This is a genomic window from Micromonospora sp. NPDC000316 (assembly GCF_042898885.1).
Classification (GTDB): domain Bacteria; phylum Actinomycetota; class Actinomycetes; order Mycobacteriales; family Micromonosporaceae; genus Micromonospora.
This window is the reverse complement of the sequence record NZ_JBIAZG010000001.1, coordinates 279,322-303,937: the sequence shown is the minus strand read 5'-3', so window position 1 is coordinate 303,937 and position 24,616 is coordinate 279,322. Positions and strand designations below refer to the sequence as shown.

At 71.2% G+C, this 24,616-nt stretch carries 19 protein-coding genes; 6 read left to right on the top strand and 13 right to left on the bottom strand.

The features are described from left to right. Positions 1–57: 57 nt before the first annotated feature. Positions 58–1,824: a type VII secretion protein EccE gene (gene eccE, locus ACFY2Q_RS01385; RefSeq protein WP_387127542.1), complete on the bottom strand. Its 1,767-nt coding sequence runs from the start codon at positions 1,822–1,824 to the stop codon at positions 58–60. A gap of 547 nt (positions 1,825–2,371) precedes the next feature. Here eccE and ACFY2Q_RS01380 point away from each other — a divergent pair. Together ACFY2Q_RS01380 and ACFY2Q_RS01375 are read left to right on the top strand one after the other, a co-directional pair. Next, complete coding sequence (locus tag ACFY2Q_RS01380; RefSeq protein WP_387126430.1) at positions 2,372–2,692, top strand: WXG100 family type VII secretion target; 321 nt, start codon at positions 2,372–2,374, stop codon at positions 2,690–2,692. A 20-nt stretch (positions 2,693–2,712) separates the two neighbouring features. Beyond that, positions 2,713–3,006, top strand: coding sequence for a WXG100 family type VII secretion target (locus tag ACFY2Q_RS01375; protein ID WP_387126428.1), 294 nt, complete (start codon positions 2,713–2,715; stop codon positions 3,004–3,006). 160 nt (positions 3,007–3,166) lie between these two features. Here the strand turns inward: ACFY2Q_RS01375 and mycP are convergent, their stop codons facing one another. Then, a complete protein-coding gene (gene mycP, locus ACFY2Q_RS01370; RefSeq protein ID WP_387126426.1) occupies positions 3,167–4,390 on the bottom strand; it encodes a type VII secretion-associated serine protease mycosin in 1,224 nt (407 codons plus the stop codon). 152 nt (positions 4,391–4,542) lie between these two features. Here mycP and ACFY2Q_RS01365 point away from each other — a divergent pair, with 152 nt between their 5' ends. Further along, positions 4,543–7,548, top strand: coding sequence for an SseB family protein (locus ACFY2Q_RS01365; protein ID WP_387126424.1), 3,006 nt, complete (start codon positions 4,543–4,545; stop codon positions 7,546–7,548). Further along, entirely contained in the window at positions 7,545–7,910 is a 366-nt protein-coding gene (locus ACFY2Q_RS01360; protein ID WP_387126421.1) for a hypothetical protein, read from the top strand. Before ACFY2Q_RS01365 ends, ACFY2Q_RS01360 begins: the two co-directional genes overlap by 4 nt. A 4-nt stretch (positions 7,911–7,914) precedes the next feature. Here the strand turns inward: ACFY2Q_RS01360 and ACFY2Q_RS01355 are convergent, their stop codons facing one another. The 5 genes from ACFY2Q_RS01355 to acs form a co-directional block, all read right to left on the bottom strand. After that, on the bottom strand, positions 7,915–8,847 hold the full coding sequence (locus ACFY2Q_RS01355; protein ID WP_387126419.1) for an alpha/beta fold hydrolase: 933 nt from the start codon (positions 8,845–8,847) through the stop codon (positions 7,915–7,917). A gap of 84 nt (positions 8,848–8,931) precedes the next feature. Beyond that, the gene (locus ACFY2Q_RS01350; RefSeq protein WP_387126417.1) at positions 8,932–9,414 is read right to left on the bottom strand and encodes a hypothetical protein; all 483 of its coding nucleotides are present in this window, start codon (positions 9,412–9,414) and stop codon (positions 8,932–8,934) included. Between the two features lie 131 nt (positions 9,415–9,545). Then, a complete protein-coding gene (locus tag ACFY2Q_RS01345) occupies positions 9,546–11,978 on the bottom strand; it encodes an immune inhibitor A domain-containing protein (RefSeq protein WP_387127540.1) in 2,433 nt (810 codons plus the stop codon). A gap of 340 nt (positions 11,979–12,318) precedes the next feature. Beyond that, on the bottom strand, positions 12,319–15,114 hold the full coding sequence (locus ACFY2Q_RS01340; protein ID WP_387126415.1) for an immune inhibitor A domain-containing protein: 2,796 nt from the start codon (positions 15,112–15,114) through the stop codon (positions 12,319–12,321). Between the two features lie 270 nt (positions 15,115–15,384). Then, entirely contained in the window at positions 15,385–17,349 is a 1,965-nt protein-coding gene (acs, locus tag ACFY2Q_RS01335) for an acetate--CoA ligase (RefSeq protein WP_387126413.1), read from the bottom strand. 224 nt (positions 17,350–17,573) lie between these two features. Here acs and ACFY2Q_RS01330 point away from each other — a divergent pair, with 224 nt between their 5' ends. After that, on the top strand, positions 17,574–18,320 hold the full coding sequence (locus tag ACFY2Q_RS01330; RefSeq protein WP_387126411.1) for an oxidoreductase: 747 nt from the start codon (positions 17,574–17,576) through the stop codon (positions 18,318–18,320). 7 nt (positions 18,321–18,327) lie between these two features. Here ACFY2Q_RS01330 and ACFY2Q_RS01325 read toward each other — a convergent pair whose 3' ends face one another. From ACFY2Q_RS01325 to ACFY2Q_RS01310, 4 genes are all read right to left on the bottom strand, one after another. Continuing rightward, positions 18,328–18,960 (bottom strand): TetR/AcrR family transcriptional regulator, encoded by a 633-nt coding sequence (locus ACFY2Q_RS01325; protein WP_387126409.1) that lies wholly within the window; start codon positions 18,958–18,960, stop codon positions 18,328–18,330. Beyond that, positions 18,855–20,219, bottom strand: a complete 1,365-nt coding sequence (locus tag ACFY2Q_RS01320) for a methyltransferase (protein ID WP_387126407.1) — start codon at positions 20,217–20,219, stop codon at positions 18,855–18,857. The genes ACFY2Q_RS01325 and ACFY2Q_RS01320 overlap by 106 nt, the downstream gene beginning before the upstream one ends. Then, positions 20,216–21,121 carry a hypothetical protein gene (locus ACFY2Q_RS01315; protein ID WP_387126405.1) on the bottom strand — a complete coding sequence of 302 codons (906 nt, stop codon included), beginning with the start codon at positions 21,119–21,121 and terminating at the stop codon, positions 20,216–20,218. Before ACFY2Q_RS01315 ends, ACFY2Q_RS01320 begins: the two co-directional genes overlap by 4 nt. 160 nt (positions 21,122–21,281) lie before the next feature. Next, the gene (locus ACFY2Q_RS01310; RefSeq protein ID WP_387126403.1) at positions 21,282–22,085 is read right to left on the bottom strand and encodes an HAD family hydrolase; all 804 of its coding nucleotides are present in this window, start codon (positions 22,083–22,085) and stop codon (positions 21,282–21,284) included. Between the two features lie 491 nt (positions 22,086–22,576). Here ACFY2Q_RS01310 and ACFY2Q_RS01305 point away from each other — a divergent pair, with 491 nt between their 5' ends. After that, positions 22,577–22,912 (top strand): hypothetical protein, encoded by a 336-nt coding sequence (locus tag ACFY2Q_RS01305; protein ID WP_387126401.1) that lies wholly within the window; start codon positions 22,577–22,579, stop codon positions 22,910–22,912. Between the two features lie 192 nt (positions 22,913–23,104). On the opposite strand, the gene ACFY2Q_RS01300 is transcribed toward ACFY2Q_RS01305, so the two are convergent. Together ACFY2Q_RS01300 and ACFY2Q_RS01295 are read right to left on the bottom strand one after the other, a co-directional pair. Beyond that, positions 23,105–23,662 carry an AAA family ATPase gene (locus ACFY2Q_RS01300; RefSeq protein WP_387126398.1) on the bottom strand — a complete coding sequence of 186 codons (558 nt, stop codon included), beginning with the start codon at positions 23,660–23,662 and terminating at the stop codon, positions 23,105–23,107. A gap of 114 nt (positions 23,663–23,776) precedes the next feature. Further along, a complete protein-coding gene (locus ACFY2Q_RS01295; protein WP_387126396.1) occupies positions 23,777–24,418 on the bottom strand; it encodes a class I SAM-dependent methyltransferase in 642 nt (213 codons plus the stop codon). Positions 24,419–24,616 lie beyond the last annotated feature (198 nt).

The window sequence follows — 24,616 nt, the reverse complement described above, 5'->3', positions numbered from 1 at the left end:
GGATCGTGCCACGGACCAACCACCGGCGTAACCCGCCAGTTGACCATCCGGGCGGTGTCACACCCGCGCTGGCGGGCCGATCAGCTGTGCCTCGATCGTGGTGGGACGCAGCAGCGCCCAGCGCAGGGCGCGACGGTTGACCACGGCCACCATGTCGTCCCGGATCCGGGTGAGCCAGTCGGCCGACCCGCCCAGCCCCAACGCCGCACCGGCAAGCGCGGCCTCCGTCGCGTGCAGCGGTTGCAGCACCGCCAGGTCGGCGCGGCTCAACGTGTCCACATCCGCAGGGGTCAGCTCGTCGCGCACCACGAGGGTCGCCCGCCACCGCTGGCCCGGCTCGGCCTCCGCCGACACCGGACCGGCGTCGACCACATGCAGCAACGGCCGCAGTGCCGTGCCCACCCCGTCGGCGACCGGCCGACCCGGCGGGATCAGCGGGATCGTCCCGCCCGGGGCGCCCACCCCCCGCACGAACGGCTCCCAGGCACGCGGTCGCGCCGTCTGCACCACTACCAGCGCGCCCAGCGCCATCGCCCGCAGCGCCACCAGTTGGGCGGCACGCACCCCACCCACAAGCAGCACGCGGGTGCTCTCCGGCCGGAACAGTCGCACGGTGACCGCACCGCCGTGCCGATTCGTGCCGACCATCATCCCGGCCCCGCCCAGTGTCAACTCCCAGTCGTCAGGCGTGGACCTCGGCTGCGCCCCGGCGGCGGTAAGCGGCAACGGCAGCGTGCCGGCCAGCGCCTGGGCTCCGGCGGCGGTAAGCGCCAGCGGCAGCGTGCGGGCCAGCCCGGTCAGATGCGCGCCGTCGAGCCGTCGCAGGCCACCGCCCAGGCCGGTCACCAGGCGGTCCAGCGCCTCGGCGGCCACGGTCAGCTCGGCCGGCGTCCCGGCCGCCAGGCGCACCGTCAGCTCGGTCGGCGCCGCACCGACGCCGCCGACCGGGCCGGCGCAGAGTGACACAGTGGTAGCGGTCGCCGGCAACGCGAGGAGTCGGGGCACCAGCCGCCGCGCACCCGCACCGCTGGCCTCCGGCCAGCGGACCAGTCGGAACGTGGCCTGCACCAACGCGCCGGACCGGAGCGCCGGCCAGGACTCCCGCACCGGATGGCCGTCGTGGTGGGCCAGTTCGCCCAGGACGCGCAGCGCAGCGGGCACGCCGAGCGGCCGGGCGGTCAGCGCCCCGAGCCGGCGGACGATCCGGCGCACTGTGCCGGCGAGCACCCGGCGCAGGTCCTCATCCGACCAGCCGTCCACCCGCAGAACCCGGACCGCCAGCACCGCCCGTTCCCGCCCGGCGAGCCGGCCGTCGGTGAGCTGCCGGTACGACGTACCGACAGTGCCGCCCGCCGCCGGCACGGGTGCCGGCGTTCCGGAGAGCAGCAGTTGGATCCGCAGGGGCGGGGCGTCCGGACCCGGCGGGGGCAGCAGCGCGGCCGGTGCGGGGATCGCCCGGGCCGCGTCACCGAGCAGGTCCCCGGGGTCACCAAGCACCAACACCACCACCATGCCGCCGGTGTCCTCCAGAACCGCCGCCGGCCCGTCGGACAGCTCCGTCGAGCGGATCACCGCACCCGGGGCGACCAGATCGAGCAGCTCGGCGGGGCCGGCCTGCCCGGTCAGTGCGCGGCGACGGGTCAGGTGCCCGCCGGCCGTGCCCAGCCACTCGAAGAGCCACCGGCCCCGAACCCGGACGCAGGCGACCACCACCAGCAGCACCGCCGCCAGCAGGGCCGCGACGACGACAGGCATCCCCCGGCCCAGAGCGGCGAGGACGAGCGCTACGGCGACCTGCCCGGCGACCAGTTGGCCGGCGCGCATCCCACCATCCGGGCGCTGCCCGGCCCCGACCCAGCGGGCGATTGACGACCCGAGCGCGTCGCGCTGGCCGATGCCCTCGCGCGTGCCCGGCCCGGCGGTCGTGCTCTGCCGGGCAGTCGTGCCTGGCCCGGTGCTGGGGTGCGTGCCCGCCGCTGTGTTCGCGGGTGGACCGGCGGCAAGGGCGTCAGCGGTCGTGCGCCGGTTGGAGCCGAGCGGAACCGCCGGCTGGGGCCCCCCGGTGGTGATCGCCGGCACCGTGCCTCCTCGACCAGTGTGGACAGCTGTCGATGCGGCATGGGTCGCGCGGCGACCCGTCACACGCCGCGACGTGGCTGCGGCACATCGTAAGCGACCGATGGCTGCCGTGGTTGTCCACAGGGGAGAGGCACGGGGTAGCAGAAGCGCAATCGGACCGCTACCGTCAGCCACGAAGTTCATCGCTGACCCGTGTCCACAGTGCTCATCGACCGGGCCACGCGAGCGGTGCGCCCCTACGGTGAGCGCGCCGACGGCCAGAAAACGACCGAGGAGACGAGGTGACGTCCGGGTGTCTCAGACCCAGGCAGAAGCAGCGGTGATGCAGCAGACCGCCGCGAAGTTCGAGCAGGCGGACCAGTCGTTGCAGTCCATGCTCACCGGCTTGCTGGCCGAGCTGGAGGTGTTGCAACAGGCGTGGCGTGGCGCCGGTGGGCGGTCCTTCGAGCAGGTCAAGCAGCAGTGGTCGCAGGATCAGGCGGCGCTGCACCGGGCGCTGCGGGAAACCGCCGGGGCCATCCGCACCGCCGGCCGGCAGTACGACGTCTCGGACGACGAGGCGGCCAGCCGGGTGGCCGGCACCAACCGCGGCGGCATCCAACTGCCGCTCTGACCGCTCGGGAGGGAGCTCCGATGGACAATGGTGTGCTTGTCGTCAATTTCGCCGCGCTGCAACAGGCCGGCGCGGACATCCAAAAGGCGCTGAACACGCTCGACTCGCAGCTCGGTCAGCTCGAACGGGACGCCGCCCCGCTGGTGGCGAGCTGGACGGGCGGGGCCCAACAGGCGTACGAGCAGCGCCAGGCGCGCTGGCGGTCCGCCTCGCAGGACCTGCAGGCAATGCTGCGTGCCATCAAGTTGGCGGTGGACGACTCCGCCGCCGACTATCTGGACACCGAGAAGAAGAACACCGGGCTGTTCCAGTGAACCCGGCGGGCCGGGAGCGCTGACCGTGCCCAGGTCAGCGCCCCGGCCGCGCCTCATCCGCAAGCGGCCCGGCGAGATGCCGGGGCAGGCAGTGCTGGAGCGTTCAGTGCCGGGGCAGGCAGTGCCGGAGCGCTCGGTTCGGGAGCGTGCCGTGCCGGGGTCAGGCCGGGTCGGCTGGACGCCAACGCCGGCGTGCCCCTCGGGGCAGCACCAGAGCGAGCAGCACCACGGCGACGGCCGTCGCGCCGATCACCATGCCGACCCCCAGGGCCCGGTCCCGGGCCGTGGCCCGGCGAGCCTGGCGGGCGAGCGACGCCGGGTCGGCCCGGTCGTCGGCGAGCGCGGCAACAGGCCGAGGGGCTACATCCCGGCCGCCGCCGGTCTCGGTGACCGCCCGGTAGGGGTTCAGCACGCCGGCGCCGTACCCGCCACTGTCTCCCGAACCGGGTGCCGGATCGGCCGTCGCGACGATCCGCTCCACCACCTGAGCGGCGGTCAACTCGGGCCGGTACGACCGCAGCAGCGCCGCGGTGGCGGCCACGAACGGCACCGCGTAACTGGTGCCCTCGACTCGCTGGTGGCCCTGGCCGGGCGCGGCCACCAGCACGTCACTGCCCGGTGCGACGAGGTCGACGTATGCGCCGATCTGGGAGAAGGCCGCACGTGTGCCGTCCGCCCCGATCGCACCAACGCCGAGCACCCCGTCGTACGCGGCGGGGAACGGGCGCGGGTCGCCGCTGTCGTGCAGGTTGCCGGCGGCGGCCACCAGCACCACGTCCCGGTCGACCGCATACCGCACGGCGGAGCGGACCTGCGGGTCGTCGACGTACAGCACCACGGAGAGGTTCACCACGTCGGCGTCGTGGTCGACGGCCCACCGGATCGCGCGGGCGAACTCGTCGGCGCTCACCGTACGTCCCGATTCCCGCCCCTGCACCACCTGCTGCTCACTCACCCGTACCGGCAGGATCCGGGCACCCGGGGCGAGACCGTGAAAGGCGATGCCGGGTCGGGAGGTCGCCGCGATGATGCTCGCCACGCCGGTGCCGTGGCCGGCGCAGTCCCGCCCGCCGTCTCCGCCGGGGTCGAGCAGATCGGTGCCGGCCAGCACCCGCCCGGCCAGTTGAGCGTGCACCCGATCAACCCCGGAGTCGACCACCGCGACAGTCACCCCGTCGCCGCTCGTGAGCGGCGCGAGCCGTGCGGTGTCGTACCGCTGCTGGGGCCAGGGTCTGGCCGCGACCGGCCGGACGGGCGCGAGTGGGCTCGCGCAGGCCGGCACCTCCCGGGCGGCGGCGTCGGCGGCGGCGGGCGGAAGGGTCGTGCCGGTCAGCAGGGCGACCGACAGACCGGCCAGAACCGGGCGCGCAATCGACCGCGACATCGACGGCCTCCGTATCGTGTCGGTTACGGAACGGGATGTTATCGCCTCGCCGACACCCCGGCGGGCCGCCGCCGGCCAGCCATTGTGATCTTGATACCACCTTGTAGGTTGTACGCGATACCTGTGGCCTGTTCTCGGAAGGAGAGGTGGCCGTGACCGAATGGGAGCCGGCCACGGAGGCCGAGGTGGCGATGCGGGACGCGCTGCGCGCCAACGATCAGGAGCTCTACTTCCGCCTCCTGTCCCGCACCGATCTGCTGTTGCCGGTGTCCGCGCCGGCGCTGCCCGGTCAAGCGCCCTCCGGCTGGGGCACCTGGACCACGGGTGGCCGGACCCACGTGCTGGCCTTCACCTCCGCCGCCGCGCTGCGCGCCTGCCTCGGCGAGCACGCCGGCAGCACCCGGCGCATCCCGTTCACCGACCTCGCCCTGGGGTGGCCCAACCACGAGTGGTGGCTCGCGGTCAACCCGGGCTTGCCTGTCGAGGGCTACCTGCCGGCCTGGTTCGTCTCGCAGCTCTCCCGGGGGGATGTGCGGCTGCCCGGCCGCGCCATGGGTGCCCGTGCCCGACTGGAACGGGCCGAGACCCTGGCCCGCACCCGAGCAGGCGCGACCGGCCGGGACGCGGCACCCGCCACCGGGCCGGCGCCTACCGGAGCGGAGCCGACGATAACCCTGCCAGGGCGGTCCGCGCAGACGGGCGCGCTGCCTCCGAGCGGCGGGCCGACGGCACCGGGCGCGCCGACCCGCACACCCGGCCAGGGCGAGCTGTCGCGGCGATCCGGCGTGGACGACATGCCCAACGCCGGTCAGCGGCACCCGACTGATCCGCCCCGGCCCGCCCGGCACGGTGAGGTCTCCGTACCCGGCGCGTCCCGGTACGCGGCGTTGACTCCTCCCGACCAACCCGTGGCCGTCCCAACCGACGCCTCTGCCCCCGGTCGAGCCTGGCCGCCCGCGAGCCGACCGGCGCCCGACGCCGACGGGCCGGCTGCCGCGAACGGCAGCGCCCAAGACAGCCGGCGCTCCTTCTTCGAGCCGACATCGGGTCGTGGCCGGCCGTCCGGCCCCACCTCCGGTGACGTCCGCTCCGGCGACCGCGCGGCGCCGCCGTCCCGGTTCAGCCGCGGCAGCCAGCCCTTCCCGCGCCGCCGCCCCGCCGACGACGACGCCACCCGGGCCTTCCCGATGCCCCAGCCGAACACCGCCCGGCCGCCACGGCCGTCGGCCGGCGACCTGGGGGCACCCCGAGGGGTACGAGCGCCCGCGCCGAACGAGGAGGCCACACAGCCTCTGCCGCCACGTCGGCCCGATCCGCTGGCTCAGGAGCCCACCCGCGCTTTCCGGGTGCCCGGTCCGGCCACCGCAGGTGAGCCTCCGCTGGCCCGACCCGCTCCCTCGGCGGACGAGACGCAGGCGATCCCGCGCGGCTGGCCGGTCGATCCGCGACGGTTCGAGCCGGCCGAGGAGTTGCCGCCAACAGTCGCGGAGCCGGTCTCCGGGCCACTCGGTTCGCGCCGCGGCTTCACGCCCATCGTCATTGAGGGCACCATCGTCGAGTCCCGCGATCTCACCGACGACACCGAGGCCGAAGCACCGGTCGAGGCGCCCCGACGGCCCGACCCGGCCCCCGCCCCACCATTGTTCGACCCGCCCGCCCGGGATCCGGCTCCGTCCGCCACCGACCCGGCACCGCCCGCCACCTCGGCCCTGTTCGGAGTGCCTGCTACCGACCGGCCCCCTGTCGACCCGCCCGCTTCCGAACCTTCCTTGTTCGACGCGCCGCCGTCGTTCCGTACCGCGTCGTCCGACACGGGCCTGTTCGAGCCCGCGGCCACCGGCCCGGCCCTGTTCGCGCCGGCAGACACCGGCCATGGTGCCGGGGGTGGCTCGGTGGACACGGGCCAGGCTGCCGGGGGCGGCTCGGCTGATGCTGACCTGGGTGGCTTGCGCGCGGACGAGGGCGTCGGTGCCCCCGTCGCTGACGATCGCGCCGACCACGGCGTACCCCCGGTTGACGTGGACGGTGCGGACCGGATCGGTGGTGCGGACGTCGGTGCGAAGCCTTACCGACATCTGGTGGACGGCGGCCCGGAGACGGGCCGCCCCGACGTGGACACCGCCGACGGCCCAGAGCACGGGGTCGTGGACGGGCAACGCCCGCCAGCCGACACGCCCACGCCTGTGGAGTTCGAGCCGGCCAACACGGTCGAGGAGGACCTGCTCAACGCGGCCGGTGCCGGCAGCACTGACACGTTCCTGTCCACCCTGTTGCTGGCCCGGGTCCTGCTGCCGGCGGCGCCGGACTCGCCGCGTGGCAGCCGGCCCGGTGACCCGGGATTCGTCTGGCGCACGGCGCAGCTCGACAGCGAGACGTACGTAGTGGTCTACACCTCGCCGGAGCGCCTCGCCGACCACGCCGAGGGCGACGTCGACACGGTACGGGTGAAGTTCGCCCAACTGATCCGGCGCTGGCCGGACGAGGACTGGTCGTTCGCCGTCAACCCGGGCACTCCGGTCGGTGCCAAGCTGCCCGGCGAGCAGATCGTCGCGCTTGCCAACTGGGCTGCCGAGGTGGGGCTCGGCGACGACCTCGAGGTGGATCCCCAGGAGCCGGCAGCGGTCGAGGAACCCGCCGCCCGGCCCCGGTACGCCCCGGTGGCGGTCGACCCGACCCGACCGACAGTGATGCAGAAGGCGATCGCGCCGAGCCAGCTCGCGTACTACCTGGAGCGCGGGTACGACCGGGTCTCCGGCTTCGTGCACCGCGCGGGGGAATTGGCCCACCTGACCACGCCGGCCCAGTTGCACGACGCGCTCGGTCTCAGCTATCCGGAATCGCCGTTCATACGGGACGCCGAGGAGATCTACGTGCTGCGCTGGCCGGCGCACCGGCCGAGCCTCTACCGGATCCCGTACGGGGGGCAGAACGAGGCGGCGATGCGTGCCATGGAGGGCTGGGTCATCGAGCGTCCGCCTTTTCGCGGCAACGGCTTCGCCCCGGGTGAGAGCAGCGACGTGGTGGCGGAGTTCAAGGTGGACAGTGTGCGGCTCCCGCACGGCGCGCAGCTCTGGCGGATCGGCGGGGACGGCACCGAGCGCGTGGTAGCGGTGCTCGACACGGACGCGGTGGTGTGGCGACGGGTCGGGGAGGCGTGATGCGCGACGGCTACGTGGCCCGGTGGCGGGGCCGGGAATACCAGGCCAGCCCGGACGGCGACGACATCCGGCTGTACCAGCCGGAGCCGGCCGAGGGCTTCGAGGAGATCCGGCCCGGGCGGTACGTGCGGGTAATGCCGGCGAGCGAGATCGAGGACCTGGCGTACGTGCGGACCACCTGCACGTGGCAGGGGCAGCCGTTCATCGTGCTCGGTGAGCACGACGCCTGGCTGCGCGTGGAGTACACCGGCGGTCGGTGGCCGGTGGCCGAGGCGATGCGGCTTGAGGTCTTCGACTTCGGTGTCTACCAGGGCTGGGCGCCGGCCGCCGAGGTCACCGACCTGCGGGAGCAGCGGGTCTGACCGTTCAGGACTTCGCCCAGCGAAGGATCTCGCCGAGCACCAGATCCGGGGCCTCCAGGTGCGGAAAGTGCCCCACCCCGTCGAGCAGCCGCCACTCGTACGGTGCGACGACGTACCGGCCGGAACCGAGGGCGGTGCGCGGCAGGGCGGCGACGTCCCGCGCGCCGTGCAGTTGCAGGGTCGGCGTGACCAGGGGCTTCTGCATCAGGCGGACGAACCGGTAGCCGTGCAGCCGCAGCAGCGAACGGAACGCCCAGCGGTATCCCTCCAACGCGCAGAACGCGGCCTGCGGGATGCGCATCGCCTCCTGGCACCGCTCGGCGTACGCCTCGAAGTCTGGCCCGTTCACCCAACGTGGCCCGCCCCAGCGGCGCAGGATCTCTCCGACGGCCGCCGCGCCGTCCCGGGTCAGCACGTGCTCGTAGCGGGGGAGTTGGAACTTCAACGCGGGGGTGGAGGCGGCGAACTGGCCACGCGGGTCGGCGAAGATGCCGGCGCGCAGCCGCAGCGGGTGCGGCGCCCCCAACACCACAAGCCGGCGGACCAGGGACGGGTGGAACGAGGCCACCGTCCAGGCGACCATGCCGCCGACGCCACTGCCGACGACCGTCGCCGAGCGTTCACCGAGCGCGCGGATCAGCCCGGCGATGTCGGCGGCGAGCGTGTAGCCGTCGTACCCCCTGGGTGGTTTGTCGCTGGCGCCGTAGCCCCGCAGGTCGACGGCGACCGCCCGGAAGCCGGCGTCGGCGATCGCGGGAAGCATCTGGTGCCAGGCCCACCAGTGCTCGGGGAAGCCGTGCAGGAACAGCACCATCGGGCCGGTGCCGGCCTCGACCACGTGGAAACGGCTGCCGTTGGCGCCGACGAAGCGGTGCGTCCATGGCCCCTCGGTGAGGACACAGGACTCGTCGACGGCATCGCCGCGCTGGTCGGTCATGCACCCAGCCTAGGTGCCCTGGCACAGCGCGCGGTCCGGGCCCGTCCGTCGTGGCCGCTGCTCAGCCCGTAGCCGTGCGACGGCTCACCGGGACACGATGGTTCTCGCGAGGCCCGGGCCGCAGGCGATGCGCGCTCGCGCCGGGCCGAGCCGCAGCGTGACGAAGCTTCCGGTCCGTAGTTCGCCGGCGTCCGGGCCGTGCAGGGCGTACTCGATTCCGTCCTCGCTGACGAGGCCGTAGCAGGGCCCGGTGCCGCCCCGGGTGACGGTGCCGCTGACCAGGTCGGTCTGCCGCAGGTCGCTTGGTGGGCTCGGTTTGACGGCGGGTGGAGGCATCGTGGGCGGCTCGGTGGCGGACAGCGGCGGTCGGGTCGGAGCGGCGGTGACGGCCGGTGGTGCCGGGCTGGGTGGGTCGAGCGGCGGCATCGCGGCCGCGCTCGGCGCGGGTGGGGTGGCGGACGGGACGGGTCGGTCCTCGGGTGGCGTGCCGCCGTCTCCGGGGCTGGCGCACGCGACAACCGTCAGCAGTGGAAGAAGCAGGACCAGGGCGCGGATGGTTGTCGGCACGCCTCTTCGACGCTGCTCGGGGCCGCCTGGTTCCCGCTAAGAGCGCAGCCCAGGCGTGGTCGGCCCGTCGGTGCCGGAAACGGCAGCGGCGCCCGGGGAAGCCCCGGGCGCCGCCGTCTACTGCTGAGGAACTAGGAGATACGGATCTTCATCGAAGTGCCGTCCTGCTCCTGAACCCTGATCTTGACACCGACTGCGGGGAGCTTGACGCCGTGGTTCGGCAGCTCCTCGTAGAAGTACTGCTGGGTGTCGTCGAACAGCGGCTCCGCATCCTGGCCGCGGATGTACTGCGCCTGGCTGTTGAGGCGCAGCGTGAACGAGTCGGCCTTCTTGAGGCTGAACGGTGCGTCGTACACCTGGACGCGAGCACGCCAGGGGGCACCGGTCAGGTTGTAGATCGGGCGCGGGTGCGCGTCGATGTACAGGTTCCGGCCCTCACCCGGGTGACCGCCCGGGTTCGTCGGCGACACCGGTGCGGTGTTGTTGTCGTTCCAACGGGTGTTCCAGTACGAGATGAGCAGGCCCTCCTGGTACGCGTAGTGGTCCACGTAGTCCGGGCGGGTGTTCGCGTACCCGAAGAAGTACGGACCCGTCTTCAGGTACTTGTCGTACGAGACGTACGACCGGTTGCCAGCGATGTAGTAGTTGTCGAACAGCCGGGTGTAGGTGGCCCCGACCACCTCCCAACCGCTCAGGGCCCAACCCGCGTTCGCGGTCTCGGCACCGTCGCTGAACACCGTCGCACCGTCCGCGGTCACGGTGATCGCGTCACCGAAGAAGCCGCCCTCGGCGACGCCACCGTCGGTGACGTAGTGCAGGCGGATCTGCGCGACCTTGCCGGCGAGCGAGTTGAGCGGGATGTTGATGTCCGCCCAGGCGCCGTTGCTGGTGCCGTCGAGGGCCGGACGGTTGGCGTTGTCCACGCCGATCGGCTGGCCGTTGACAGTGCCGTCCAGGTCGGTCCAGGTCTGACCGCCGTCCGTCGAGGCCTCGAAGTAGAGGAAGTCGTAGTTCTCCTCGATGCTGTACTTGCCCTTGAGCGACATCGCCGCCGAGGTCTTGCCGGTGAGGTCGAACGTCCTCGTCATGGTCTGGTTGAGGTCGTCGTCGTTACCGGAGAAGTACTGCTTGGAGCCTTCGAACGGTGCGCCGTAGTTGAACGTGTACTCCCGGTCGGGCAGCACCACCACGACAGCCTGCGCCTTTGGCGAGTTGTATTCCTGCGGGCCGAGTTCCAGGGTGCGCTTCTGCCCCGCCACGACCACCTCGTAGTCGAGCCAGCCGAGCTGGAGCTTGTTCCACGCACCGAGGTCGCCGCCACGGTCGCCGATGCCGGCGTCGTTCTTGGCGCCGAGCCGGCTCTGGGCCATCAGGGTCCAGTGCTCGTTGTTGTTGTCGGCCGGTCCGTAGTCGTCCGGCAGGCCCAGGTCGTGGCCGTACTCGTGGTAGAAGACGCTGCGGCCACCGTTTTCCGGCTGGATCGTGTAGTCGCGGATCCAGACGCCGGTGTTGCCGATCTGGGTGCCACCGATCGGGAAGTTCGGCGGGCCGACCGGCGAGCTGTTGAACGCCGACCAGCGGTGGCTCCAGATCGCGTCCTCACCCTGCTGCGGGTCACCGTCGGCCTGGTCGCCGCCGGAGTGGACGATCTGGAAGTGGTCGATGTAGCCGTCCGACTCGTTGAAGTCGCCGTCACTGTCGTAGTCGAACCGGTCCCACTGGTCGTAGGAGCGCATCTCCTCGGCGATCTGGCTGTCCGTCCGGCCCTTGGCCTTCTGGTCGGCGACCCACTGGTTGGCGGCGTCGCGGATCAGGGCCCAGGTGTTCGAGCAGACGCTGTCGCCGCAGACGGCGGGGTCGCCGGTCGGGTCGCTGTCGGCCTTCGGGTCGTCGGAGCGACCGTAGCGGGCCTCGTTGTACGGGACCTTGACCCAGTCGGTGACCTGGCCCTCGACCGTGTAGCGGCCGGAGGACTGGGCCTCGTAGTACTGCTTCAGCGACTCGTCACCGGGGTTGGTGCCGAAGTAGATCTGGCGGAAGTGGTCCGGGCTGAAGTCCGGCTGCCAAATGGTGGAGTTGTCCACGGCCCGGTTGGGCTGCGGGATCTGGTTGTGCAGCGGCCCTTCGAAGGTCGCCGGCCCGGCGATGTTCGGGTTGAGGTCCTTGTCCGGGTAGGACGGGTGCCGCTGGTTGCCGAACTCGGCAAGGATCACGAAGATCTTGTCGGTCCGCTCGCGCTGGAGCTCGACGTACTGGTCCTGGGTCGGCTGCGCGGCGGCGGTGGAGCGGGCGTTGGGATTGGTGCCCGCCTTGCCGACCTTTCCGACCTTGACGACCGTGCTGCCGTTGCGCTGAATCGGCTTGCTGCGACCGCTCAGCACGTCGCTGAGGCCCTGCTCACGCAGTGCACGGCGCTTGGATTCGAGCTTGTCGGGGAGTTCGTCCTTGAGTAGCTGCGGTTCGGCGGCGGTCGAGGCTGCCGGCAGTTTGGGCTGAGGCGCCGCCGAGGCGGACGGGCCGAAAGCCAGGCCCGTCGCCGTCAGTGAGAGCCCGAGCAGACCCACTGCGACTTTGCGCACGTGGTACCTCCGGTGTGAGGGAACCGGCCCAACGGGGGTACAGGCCGGCGATAGATCGACGATCCCACTAGTGGGACCAATGGTGAACATAGACACTGCTGCGTCGGGTGGGAAGACGAACGCGTCGATTTGTTGCAAGATTTTGTTGAGAACGCTTTTCACCGTCACACTGCTGCGCCTCATCTGGGCGTTGAGCAGGGTCGATTCGGCGCGAGCGCATATAGCGATGCATTTCGATAAGTGTGCTCGGTGGTACGACAGTGGGGCCGGCGGCGTTCCCGCCACCGGCCCCACCGATACCGCTGCTGTCAGTTACGCGAAACCGTCACTGCCTCGCCGAGGTGACGTGGATCGTGGCTGACGTGTTGTCCCGCGCGGCCTTCTTGATGGTGAGCGAGACGCCGTAGTTCACGCCCTGGTCCCCGGGGTTGCCGGTGCCCAGCACGATCGCACCGCCGCCAAGCGTCACGCCGTAGAACTCCGGCGCCGGTCGGCCGTCCGGGTAGGTGACCCGTGTGGTGTACGGCGCATTGCCCCGTGACGGGAGCACCACCGAGGCGTCGTTGTCCCGCGCGTACGCGGCACCGTCGCGCATCTCGATGCCCGGGTACCAGCCCTTGGCGTCGGTGAAGCCCTTCACCGGCGGCAGCGCCTTGAACTTCGTGCAGTACGCGCTGTACGGCTCGTCCGCCGCCTCCAGGCACTCCGTGAAGGGGTACGTCGGCTTCAACGAGAACGCCGCGTTCGACGACTGCGGACGGCTGGGCAGGTTGTCCGTCACCGATGGGTCCTTCACCGCCGCCTCGCCGGTGCGCCGGTACGGGTCGAAGTGCGAGTCGACGATGAGCAGCCCGCCCTTCGCGCCGTAGCTGGGCAGCGCCGTCATCTGCCCGGTGACGTGGTTGACGTCGCCGAGCGCGGTGTCCCGGTACCACACAAGCATGCCCGGCGCGTTGTACGCGATCCGGTCGACCTTCCACGACTCGTGCGAGTAGATCGTGTCGTAGGTGTACTTCAGGCCCTCGTCGAAGCCGTCGAAGTTGCGCCACTCGGCCAGGTAGTACTGTGCGTGCACCTCGGTGCCGGTGCTGACCTTCCAGCCGGCGCCGGTGGTGTCGACGAAGGTGCCGCCGGTGGCGGTCCAGCCGTTGTCGCCGCCCTCGACGTCGTCACTCCACGTGGTGGCGCCGCCGCCGGCGACCGAGAAGTCGTCGACGAACCAGTTGCGCTCCTCGAACGCCTCGTCGGTGGCCAGCCGCAGCCGCACCTGCACAGTGGTGCCGGCGTACGCGGACAGGTCCACGTAGTCGTGCCGCCAGCCGTCGGTGCTGCCGGTCAGGCCGTACTTCTTGCCGCCGAAGTCGTTCATCCGGCCGTTCGGGTCGGGATAGCCGTCGGGCGTGGTGACAGCGACGCCGGCCTCGTTGTAGACCTTCTGCTCGGCCCAGGTCGTGCCGCCGTCGGTGGACAACTCGACGAAGCCGTAGTCCCAGTCCTGCTCGATGATGTAGTTGTTCCACATCCAGAACTTCGCGTCGGCGGCCGCCGGCACGTCGACCGAGCGGCTGAGCTTGACGTCGGCCCACTCCTGGTCGTTGTTGCTGTGCCACATCTTCGTGCCGCTGTGCGGGGTCGCCAGCGTGGTCACCTTGTCCGGCAGGTCGACCTTGATGCCGTCCTCGGTGCGCACGGGCGTACGTGAGGTCTGCCCGACCTCCACCGTGCGCGGGCGCGAGCCGGGCGTCACGGTGAGCGGGTCGGCCCAGCCGAGCACCCACTTGTCCCAGATGCCCATGTGCGTGGGCAGCGCCTGGAAGATCTCACCCGAGTGCGAACCGGAGGCCATCAGGTCCCAGAAGTCCACGTCGGAGTCGGCGTTGCCGGACGTGTCGTACAGGTCCGGCAGGCCGAGGTCGTGGCCGAACTCGTGCGCGAAGACGCCGACGCCGGCGTCCTCGGGCTGCACGATGTAGTTCGACACCTTCAGGTTGGTGCCCGGGACGGTGTAGCCGCCGGTGACGGTGGAGGAGTGCGCCCAGACGGCGTACACGCCCTCGGCACCGCCGCCGCGCGACTTGCCCTGCCCGGCGTGCACGAGCACGAGGTGGTCGATCACGCCGTCCGGCTCGAAGAGGTTGCCGTCACCGTCCCGGTCGGCCTGGTCCTCGATGTCGTAGTCGGCCCACGGGAAGTTGGGGACCTGCGCGGCGAGCGCGTCGATGGCGTCGGTCGCCAGTCGTCCCGCGCCGGCCGGGTTGTCCGGGTGGCCGTTCATCGACTGCTCACGGCCGGGGACCCAGGCGCCGGTCTCGTCCTGGAAGCAGCGGTTGGCGGCGTACCAGCCCTCCGAGTGCGGCACGGTGATCCACGGGCTGGCCTGCCCGGCGACCGTGTACGCGTTCTTGGACATCTCCAGGTACATGTTGTGCATGGTGCGGCCGGAGAGGTCGATGCCGCGCTTGCCGTCCGGGCCCTTCAGGTCCTTGCGGACCCGCTCGGTGATGCCCTTCTTGCTGTACAGCATCTTGTCGTAGTGCGACGGCGAGAAGTCCGGCACCCACATCGAGTTGTTGTCCTCGTGCGGCAGGGTCGCCGGGTTCGGGATGTTGTTGTGCTTCGGGCCGTTCTGGACGGTGCCGGGAACGCAGGTGCGGTCCTCGAACACCGTCTCGGGGACCATCACGCTTGTGAAGTCGTCGTTCGCCTGGTCGTTGAACTCCACAAGCAGCGTCAGCAGCTTCGCCGTCTGGGTGGTGGGCGCCTTCTTGATCTTCCGGGGGTTCTTGCCCGTCTTGATCGACTTGGCTTCGATCTTGGCCAACTGGCGGGCGGCCACCGGGTTGCCCCGGGCGTGCTTCTGATCAAACGCACGCGCGGCGTCGACACCGGGGGCGTAGACACCACCCTTGCCCTTGACCTCGCGGCCGGTGGTGTCCGTCTGCACCTCGGGCTCGGCGTAGTTGATGTAGTGCTCGTCGGCCCCGATCACCGCCTCGGGAACGCCGGACGGCGACTGGGCCGCCGCGCTGCCGGTCACGGTCAGTGACGAGGCCACGAGGGCGATGGCGGGTAACGCGACGAGGAGTCGTCGTCGCGCCCCGGACTGCGGTTTGTGGTTCATGCCGCTCCGTTTCTCGGGCACGGGGAGTGAGGACGCTGGGCGTCGTCGATCATCGAAGTGATGAGCGTCGAACTGCCCCAACTCGCGTGAACCTAAGGCACAACCGGCCGAAAGGACAGAGGTCACCCACCGCCTGTGTCCGTTCAGCCGCTCCCAGCTCAGCCGACCGACCGATGTGACGCAGGTGAGATGCCCTGCGTCGTACCCGTAAGAAATGACGGAGGGTGGCGGTCCGCACGGACCGCCACCCTCCGATGTGTACGCCTGCCGTCAGTCCTCGTCGGACTTGGTGCCGCTCATCCCCGAGGAGATCAGGTCCATCACCGACGAGTCCTGCAACGTGGTCACGTCGCCGAGCGACCGGTTCTCGGCCACGTCCCGCAGCAACCGGCGCATGATCTTGCCCGAGCGGGTCTTCGGCAGCTCCGGCACCAGCATGATCTGGCGCGGCTTGGCGATCGGGCCGAGGGTCTTCGACACGTGGTTGCGCAGGTCCGCGATGAGCTGCTCACCGGCCTCCCCGGCGATGTCGGTGCTGCCGCGCGGAATGGCGAACGCGACGATCGCCTGCCCGGTCGTCGGGTCGGTCGCGCCGACCACCGCCGCCTCGGCCACCGACGGGTGCGACACCAGCGCCGACTCCACCTCGGTGGTGGAGATGTTGTGCCCGGACACCAGCATCACGTCGTCCACCCGGCCAAGCAGCCAGATGTGCCCGTCGTCGTCCTTCTTCGCCCCGTCACCGGCGAAGTACATGCCCTCGAACCGCGACCAGTACGTCTCGATGAACCGGTTGTCGTCACCCCAGATGGTGCGCAGCATCGACGGCCACGGCTCCCGCAGCACCAGATAGCCGCCACCGCCGTTCGGCACCGGCTGGCCCTGGTCGTCCACCACGTCGGCCACGATGCCCGGCAGCGGGGTCATCGCCGAACCCGGCTTGGCCGCGGTCACCCCCGGCAGCGGGGAGATCATGATGGCGCCCGTCTCGGTCTGCCACCAGGTGTCCACGACAGGCAGCTCACCCCGGCCGACGTGCTGCCTGTACCACATCCAGGCCTCGGGGTTGATCGGCTCGCCGACGCTGCCCAGCAGCCGCAGCGACGACAGGTCGAAGCCGGCCGGGATGTCGTCGCCCCACTTCATCATCGTCCGGATCAGGGTCGGGGCGGTGTAGAGGATGCTCACCCCGTACTTGTCGATGATCTCCCAGAACCGGCCCTTGTGCGGGGTGTCCGGGGTGCCCTCGTACATCACCTGGGTGGCGCCGTTGGAGAGCGGGCCGTACACGATGTAGGAGTGGCCGGTCACCCAGCCGATGTCGGCGGTGCACCAGTAGACGTCCGTCTCCGGCTTCAGGTCGAAGACCGCGTGCGTGGTGTACGACGCCTGCGTGAGGTAGCCGCCGGTGGTGTGCAGGATGCCCTTCGGCCGGGCCGTGGTGCCGCTGGTGTAGAGGATGAACAGCGGGTGCTCGGCGTCGAACGGCTGCGCGGTGTGCTCGGCCGACGCCGACTCCACCGTCTCGTGCCACCAGTGGTCCTTCGCCGTCCAGGCCACGTCCTCGCCGGTGCGGCGGACCACAAGCACGTGCTCGATCGACGGGCAGTTCGCCACCGCCTCGTCCACCGTCGGCTTCAACGCCGACGGCTTGCCCCGCCGGTAACCACCATCCGCGGTGATCACCACCTTGGCGCTGGCGTCCTGGATCCGGTTGCTCAACGAGTCGGCGGAGAAGCCACCGAAGACCACGCTGTGCGCCGCGCCGATCCGGGCACAGGCCAGCATGGCGACCGCCGCCTCCGGAATCATCGGCAGGTAGATCGCCACCCGGTCACCGGCGGTGACCCCCAGGTCGGTGAGCGCGTTCGCCGCCTGACAGGTCAGCTCGTGCAGGTCGGCGTAGGTGAGGGTCCGGGTGTCGCCCGGCTCGCCCTCCCAGTGGATCGCCACCTTGTCGCCCCGGCCCGCCTCGACATGCCGGTCCAAGCAGTTGTACGCCACGTTGAGCTGCCCACCGACGAACCACTTCGCGAACGGCGGGTTGGACCAGTCGAGCACCTCGTCCCACTTCTTCGACCAGGCCAGACGGTCGGCCTGCTTCGCCCAGAAGGCGAGCCGGTCGCTCTCCGCCTCGGCGTACGCGTCGACTGTGACGTTGGCGTGCGCGGCGAGTTCGGCCGGCGGAGGAAACTGGCGCGTCTCGTTCAGCAGATTTGCCAATGCCTCGCTCATGCCGTGACTCCTCGTCCTCGGGGTGACCTGCGTCTCGATGGGCACGAGGTTAGTCGCGGGACCCCCGACCGGCGAGCGCTACCCGTTGCGTCGCGCCGAGCGGCCCCTGCCGCGCGCCCGACGGCGACCGCACCCGATGCCCCACCTCCGCGGGACGGATGGCGCATGTCGCGTTGCGGGCGGGTGCGGCTCCGACGGCCGGGCCGGGTCGCTAGCGTGGCGGGGTGACCACCGACCCGCTCGCGCCCCTGCTCGCGCTCGCCGACATCGCCGCCGCCGTCGAGCGGGCCCGCGAGCGGTTCGACAAGGCGCTCGGCCACCGTGCGCTGCGCCGTAACGGTGGGCAGGTCGCCGCCGAGGTCAGCCTCCGCAGCGCGGTGGCAAGCGCCGCCCTTGAGGGGGCCGTCCACGGGCGCGAGGAGGTCCGGGCCGGGACGGTCACCGACCCGGTGCTTCAGGGGGCGCTGCGGGTCGCCGGGGCGTTGCCGGGCCTGAGCGAACTCTGGCCGAAGGCACCTCGGCAGGCTCTCGCGAAGCTGCACGTACTCGCCGCCCGCGACATCGTGCCCGAGGCCGAGCTGGGTCGCCCGGTGACCGATCCGGTGGTCGCCACCCGGCTGGACGGGCTGGCCGGGCTTGTCGCTGGCGGCACGACTGTCTCCCCACTTGTGCTCGCCGCTGTCGTACACGGGGAGTTGCTGAACCTGCGTCCGTTCGCCGGGCCGTCAGGCGTGGTGGCCCGGGGGGCCGCCCGGCTGGTGCTGCTCGCCAGCGGCCTCGACCCGCGCGGCCTGCTCGCCGTCGATGTCGGCCATCGGGAGCGGGAGCCCGAGTACGTCGGTGCGGCCGGCGCGTTCGCCACCGGCACTCCGGACGGGCTGCGTTCCTGGCTACGCCACTACATGGCGGCCGTCGAGGTCGGCGCCGACCAGCTCACCGTCATCGGCGACGAGATCCTCGCCGCCGCCTGAGTGCCGATCAGGTCCGCCGTGTCGCCCGGCTGACCTTGGCCTGGAGGGCCCGGCGGGCGATCGGCCCGAGGTCGTCCACGATCTCCAGGAGCAGCGCGAGCTGGTCGAGCGCGGCCATCGCCTGATCGGCGCCGGCCCGGTCCACCCCGTCGTAGAGTTCCAGGCCGATGAACGCGGCCGAGACCGCACGGGCCAGGCCGGGTACGTCGGCGACCTCGGCGAACGGTGACCCGGCGAGCAGCCTGCGCAGGACGACCTCGATCTCGTCCACCCAGAGTTGGAGCGCACCGGCCGTGGGTGCGGCCATTCGTTGGTCCGCCTGTGCCCCCGCCAACATCTGTGCCAGGAAGCTGACGTTGCCGAGCTGGCGCTCCTCCTCGTGCAGAGCACGCCCGACGGCGAGCAGATCGCGCAGCGACCCGGCCGAGGCCAGACGTGCCGACCAGTGCTCGACCCGCTTGGCGGTGGCGTCCCGGCAGGCCGCCGCGAGCAGGTCGTCCACCGTGCCGTAGTGGTAGAAGACCAGGGCCTGGTTCACTCCGGCGGCGGCGGCGATGGTGCGGGCGGAGACGCCGGCGATGCCGTGTTCGCGGATGGCGGTGATGGCGCCTTCAAGGAGGCGTTGCTTGGTGTCGGACATGGCTCTCCTCGCGGGCGGGCCGGGTGCGGCGGTGCGATCATCGCATCGGTGACCAGTTGGGCCAGCCAGGTGACCCCGGGCAGTCGCAGGGTCCAGCCGACCACAGCCCAGCCGAGGTGGACGTGTTCGAGTCCGCGGGCGACGGCGGCCACCCCCCGTTCCGCATGACCGTCGCCGCCCACGTACTCGGCCCGCCACAGCACGCGCTGGTGTTCCCGGGCCGGGCGGATCCGCAGCCCCACCGGGTGCCGCCGGGCCACCATCCGCCAGATCGCCGCGCAAGGTCCGCAGTCGTCGTCCAGCCAGAGCACCGCAGGCGGTCCGGAGGTGTACGGCCGCCAGCGAGGCCACCAGTCGCGGACCTGCCGCCGGTACGAGACCCACGAGTCGCCGTACCGTGCCCGTAGGTCGTGTCGCTCGTGTGGCCCGGCCACCGCCGCTCCGAAGGCTCCGGCCGACACGGCAGCCAGGGCCAGGGCGACGCTCCGGGTGAGCGCGGCGGTGCACAGCAGCAACACCACCGCGGCGAGCTGCATCGGGTTGGCCAGGTAGGCGTACGGGCCGGTGGTGACCAGACGACGCGGCGGATCCCACGGGTACGGCGTACCGCCGCCCCGCACTGCGAACTCCGCGACGGCGGCCAGCGCCGGTGTGGCCGCCAGCAGGGCCAACTGCGCCACCACGAGCAGCCCGGTGTGGTTCAGCCCGGTCAGCCCGGCCCACGACCCGTCGCCGAGCTCGAAGGCCAGGGTGGGCAGCAACCAGAGCAGCAGGACGGTGAAGACTCCCACCTGGAGCAGCGTTCGCACGCCGAGGTGCCGGCGGTCCGCGCAGAACCGGCCGAGCAGTTGGGCGGGCATGGCTACGAGGAGCAGCCCGACCACCTCTCCGACGAGCCAGTGTGGGCCGAGGCGGACCAGCGGGTCCAGCGCCGGCATCGCCACCGCGTCCACCCAGAGCAGCAGACCGAGGGCGACCGGCAGGGGCAGCACCCGGCGCAACAGCACCGGCAGAGGGCCCCAGAGGGCGGCCCAGCCGATCCACAAGTCCACGGGCATGCCCCGGTAGGCGCCGTCGACAGGCGTGAACGCGTACCAGCCGGCCAGGCGGGCGACCTCGTGCAGCGCGGCGATGCCGATCCCGGCGGTCACGAACGCCAGCAGCGCCGCAGCACGGGAGGCGTGGTCCCGCTCTCGGACGCCGACGGCGAGCACAGCGAGGAGCGGCAGCACGAGGCTCAGCCAGCGGGCGACTGTCATTCCAACGCCAGCATGTCGAGCAGGTGCCCGACCCCGGCGCCGAGCAGCACCTGCTGGATCGGGCCGAAGTACCAGGACGGGTCGAGGCCCCGCGCGTAGTCGACCTGGATCGTCACCTCGGTGCGCCCGGGACCCATCGCCTGCCAGGTCAGCTCCGCGTGCCGCCAGGTGAACCAGCGCGCGGTGATGGAGCTGTCCGCGACGAAGCGGAAGCCGACCCGCCCCGGTGCGACGTCCTCGACCTCGGCGAGCAGGTGGCCGCCCGGCCCGTGCGCGCTGCCGTGGTAGCCGAACATCCACCTGTCGCCGAGGTCGAGCCCGTCGCCGCTGACCTGCCCGGGCGTGGGGACGCCCAGCAGCCGCAGCGGTGCGGAACGGACGGCGGTCGGTCGGGGGCCGGCGGCGAGAAGCTCCGCCACCCGGTCGACGGGCAGCTCGACGACACGGGTCACCTCCACCGTCTGCTCCGGATCGACCCGGGGAGCGATGCCGCTGCCCTCCAGACCAGGCAGGAGCAGCAGTGGTACGGCCACGATGGCGTACGGCCGGTTGGCCTCCCGCAGGGCACGGATCAGCGCTGTGCTGCCGTGGGCCACGGCGTACACAAGCGGGGCGGCCAGGATGACGCAGACCGCTCCCTCGTGCAGCGCCACCGCCGCGAGCAACAGGGCCACAGTGGTGGCGCCGAAGACCCTGCCGTGGGCCGTCCGGCGGGGGGTGAGGGCGAGGGCGGCGGCCAGCAGCACCGGCAGTGCCACGAAGAGCACGGCGCTGTCGGCGCGGCCCTGCCGGACCACCACGATGAAGACGACCAGCCCGAAGAGCGTGATCAAGCCGGCCAGGGTCCAGTGGGCAGCGGTCCGTTGTGCGGTGGGTGCTGTCGTTTCGTCGACGTCGACCATGCTGATCTCCCCGATTTAAGCGTTCGCTCAAACGGAGGGTACGACTATTTGAGCGACCGCTCAAGATGGTTTGGATAGGCGCGCCCCGCCGCTACAGCGACGAGCACACACTGCGGGAGAAGCACGAACTGCCGGAGAAGGTTGACGCTGCCTGATCTGGTCAGGCGCTGGCGGCGGCGCGTGTCCGGCGATGCCGGCCGTACCAGGCGATGCCGATGGCCACGCCGACCCCGACCCCCAGGGCCGCTGCGGCGACCGGGACGGCCGGCCGCTCCCGCAGCCGACGGCCCAGCGGGATCGGGTGCCGGAACTCCAGCACCGGCCACGCGTTCTCCGAGGCCAACTTGCGCAGCTGCCGGTCCGGATTGACCACACTCGGGTGGCCCACGCACTCCAACAAAGGGCGATCACTGTACGAGTCGGAGTACGCGTACGAGTCGGCCAGGTCGTAGCCCCGAGCGGCGGCCAACTCGCCAACCGCCTCGACCTTGCTCGGACCGGCCGCGTAGAACTCGACCTCGCCGCTGTAGCGACCGTCCTCCACTGTCATCCGGGTGGCGATCACGTCGGTCACCCCGAGCAGCGCGCCGATAGGCCGGACCATCTCCTCGCCGGAGGCGGACACCAGCACCACATCCCGGCCAGCCGCCTGATGTTCCTCGATCAGGGCGGCGGCCTCGGCGTACACATAAGGGTTGATCAGCTCGTGGAGCGTCTCCGCGACGATCTGACGGACCTGGTCCACCTGCCAGCCCTTGCAGAGCGCGGCCAGGTAGTCCCGTGTTCGGGCCATGGTCTGCTCGTCGGTGCCGCCCAGCCGGAACATCAGCTGCGCGTACGCCGACTTGACCACGTCACGCCGAGTGATCAGCCCGTCCCGGTAGAACGGACGACCGAACGCGAGAGCGCTCGACTTGGCGATGACGGTCTTGTCCAGATCGAAGAAAGCGGCACTTCGGCCCACGGCGCGAAAGTCTAGCCGGATGGTCTATCGTCGGCGGGTGCCCGGGGTCACGCCACCCCTCGGACCTGCGGGCCGGCGCCACCAACTCCGCTCGGCGTGATCGCGCTCACACTCCGCGAGGAGATTTTCGCACTGAGTGGAGTGCACACCACTCGACGTGACGAGCCTGCTCAGGCAGACTTGTCCGCAAGACGAGCTTTCACATCGTGGAAACAAACAGACTCTCGGCGGTTGCACCCCCCGTGATCGCCGAGCGGTTCGGCTCGACCCCCCCGGAGCCGAACCTTCGACGACCCCCGTCTCCCCCCGACGGGGGTCGTCCCTTTCCTCGGTGAGCGCGCCACAGCAGTTCACAGTGCCTCCTCCGGGCCGTCCAGACCGTTCAGGGACGGCGTTTCTGCGGTCGGTGCCCCCCTTCGCCATCTCGGCCAGCGGCGGGATGTCATGCTCCGACGCGTTCTAGCTCTTCCACTACTGACGGGTGGCCTGCGGTGGACCATGAGCGAGCAAGATCAGAGCTGCGGGCCGGTGGGCGCTGGCGGGCGGCCATCCTCGGGCTACGGACGGCACTGCTGGGCTTCCTGCTGCTGCTCACGTTGATGCTGGTGGTGCGCTTCGTGGGCGGCGAGGAGGTGATCGTGCCGATCATCTTCGTGGTCCTCGCAGTCACCATCGGGTCGATCCTGACCGGCTGGCTCGCCGCTCTGCTCCTGGTCCGCGACACCAGCCGGTACACGGGGGCGAGTTCGGGCCGGGTCAACCCCGCCCGGCTCGCAGAACTCGTGCGGGCGGTCGGGTCGGATCTGACCGATCTGCGGCGGTGGTAGCGAGACGCGCGGGATGACGGGAGCGATGGCGCACGGTGTCGAACCGCCGCGCCACCGCTCCGGGGCGCTGCGGGTCTACGGCCGGAGGCCCGGGGTGCCAGGGATGGACCTTGTTCAGCCGGGCACCGTGCGGGACAGCTCGACCGTCGAGGGCATACGCGCAGGCCACGTCCACAGCGGGTAGCCAACGAGTCAGGACATCGCGTCACGCTTCAAGTGAAGCCATGAGGTTCCTCCGGTAGTGCGGATGACGATCTGCATGGCGACTTGGGCGGGAGTCAGGTGCGTGGTGTCGACGACCTCGGCCTCGGCATGCAGCCACGTGCGGGCCGCCTCGGCGTAGGGCTCGAGGTACTTGAGACGGAACGGCGACGGAACGGCGTGTTCTCCCTCGATACGCCGGCGAAGGGTGTCTTGATCAGCGTGGAGGACGAAGTGCCTTACCGGGATGGCGTGTTGGGCGAGGCCCGTACTGATTTCGCGCCAGTACTGCTCGACCAGGACAGTCATGGGTATTACCAAAGTGCCGCCGGTGTAATCGAGCACGCGGCGGGCGGTCTCGACGACGAGTTGCCGCCACGGCGGCCAGTGCTGGAAGTTGTCCGTCTCGGGCAACCCCGGCGTGATGTCCATGAGCGTCTCGCCGACCTTCTCGGCGTCGAATACCCGTGAATCCGGGATCAGTTGCTGCACGAGTGAGCCGGTCGTTGTCTTGCCCGCGCCGTGGGTGCCGTTGAGCCATACGATCACGGAGCACATTAACGCTCGTTGACGTGTGCCGCCGCCAGTTGGCAGCGGTCGACGGCGCGGGCCCGGATCTCGCGACGGGGGTTGTCCCTTTCCGCGGGAGCGCGCCACCACAGCTCACGGGTGGAAGGGCGCGGTCGGTGGCCGGTGCGCCCAGAACAGTGCGTGCCCGCTGGTGCCTTCCGGGACGAATTCCTCCGAGGTGATCTCCAGCCCCGCTCGCTGCAGCCACGAGCGGTAGGTGGGGGCGTCGGCGTGGCTCCACCACATGGCAGCCGGGCCGTCGAGCCAGTTGTCCTCGGTGCCGGTCCACGCGTTGTCGCCGACGGTGGTCAGCAGCCAGCCGCCGGGTCGAAGCCAGGTGGCGATCCTCTTGATGAGCTGCGGTTGGTCTGCCAGGGGCATGTGGATCAGCGCATAGAGGCAGACCACCGCGTCGAACGAGGCCGACGGCAGATCGAGTTGGGTGGCGTCGGCGCACAGGAAGGTGCCGCTGGGTACCAGGCGCCGTGCCCGTTCGATCTGCACATCACTGATGTCGATGCCTGTGACGTGGTGCCCGGCTTTGGCGAGGTGACGGGCGACCGGCAGGCCGCAGCCGCATCCGAGGTCCAGGACCGTTGCCGAGGCTGGCAGGCGGCCCTGCAACTCGTCGAGCCAGGGACCGTAGTGGCCAGCCTCGGCATCGTCCGCGCGGTAGCGGTAGGAGAGTTCGTCGTACCCGCGTCGGACCAGGTCTCGCTCGTCGTCGTTGCCCATCCTGACGAGGCTAGGAGGCCCGGTCCCGCCTGCCGAGCCGTTTATCCCGCAGCGGAGATGCCGCCACCGAGGACGGGGCGGTGCCGTCCGCGCCGACTTGGCGACGGGGACGTGTCGGCCGAGCGATCATGCTGTGTCCCATCCGGGGGCGGTAGCTGCGGCGCAGCCCGCGCGCATAACAGATCAACCGTCCCGACG

Bases quoted from the DNA above. Each gene is read 5' to 3' on its own strand.
- ACFY2Q_RS01325 (WP_387126409.1), bottom strand. From the start codon at position 18,960: ATGTCCGACACCAAGCAACGCCTCCTTGAAGGCGCCATCACCGCCATC.
- ACFY2Q_RS01355 (WP_387126419.1), bottom strand. From the start codon at position 8,847: ATGACCGACCAGCGCGGCGATGCCGTCGACGAGTCCTGTGTCCTCACC.
- ACFY2Q_RS01375 (WP_387126428.1), top strand. From the start codon at position 2,713: ATGGACAATGGTGTGCTTGTCGTCAATTTCGCCGCGCTGCAACAGGCC.
- ACFY2Q_RS01320 (WP_387126407.1), bottom strand. From the start codon at position 20,219: ATGACAGTCGCCCGCTGGCTGAGCCTCGTGCTGCCGCTCCTCGCTGTG.
- acs (WP_387126413.1), bottom strand. From the start codon at position 17,349: ATGAGCGAGGCATTGGCAAATCTGCTGAACGAGACGCGCCAGTTTCCT.
- eccE (WP_387127542.1), bottom strand. From the start codon at position 1,824: ATGCGCGCCGGCCAACTGGTCGCCGGGCAGGTCGCCGTAGCGCTCGTC.
- ACFY2Q_RS01315 (WP_387126405.1), bottom strand. From the start codon at position 21,121: ATGGTCGACGTCGACGAAACGACAGCACCCACCGCACAACGGACCGCT.
- ACFY2Q_RS01295 (WP_387126396.1), bottom strand. From the start codon at position 24,418: ATGGGCAACGACGACGAGCGAGACCTGGTCCGACGCGGGTACGACGAA.
- mycP (WP_387126426.1), bottom strand. From the start codon at position 4,390: ATGTCGCGGTCGATTGCGCGCCCGGTTCTGGCCGGTCTGTCGGTCGCC.
- ACFY2Q_RS01340 (WP_387126415.1), bottom strand. From the start codon at position 15,114: ATGAACCACAAACCGCAGTCCGGGGCGCGACGACGACTCCTCGTCGCG.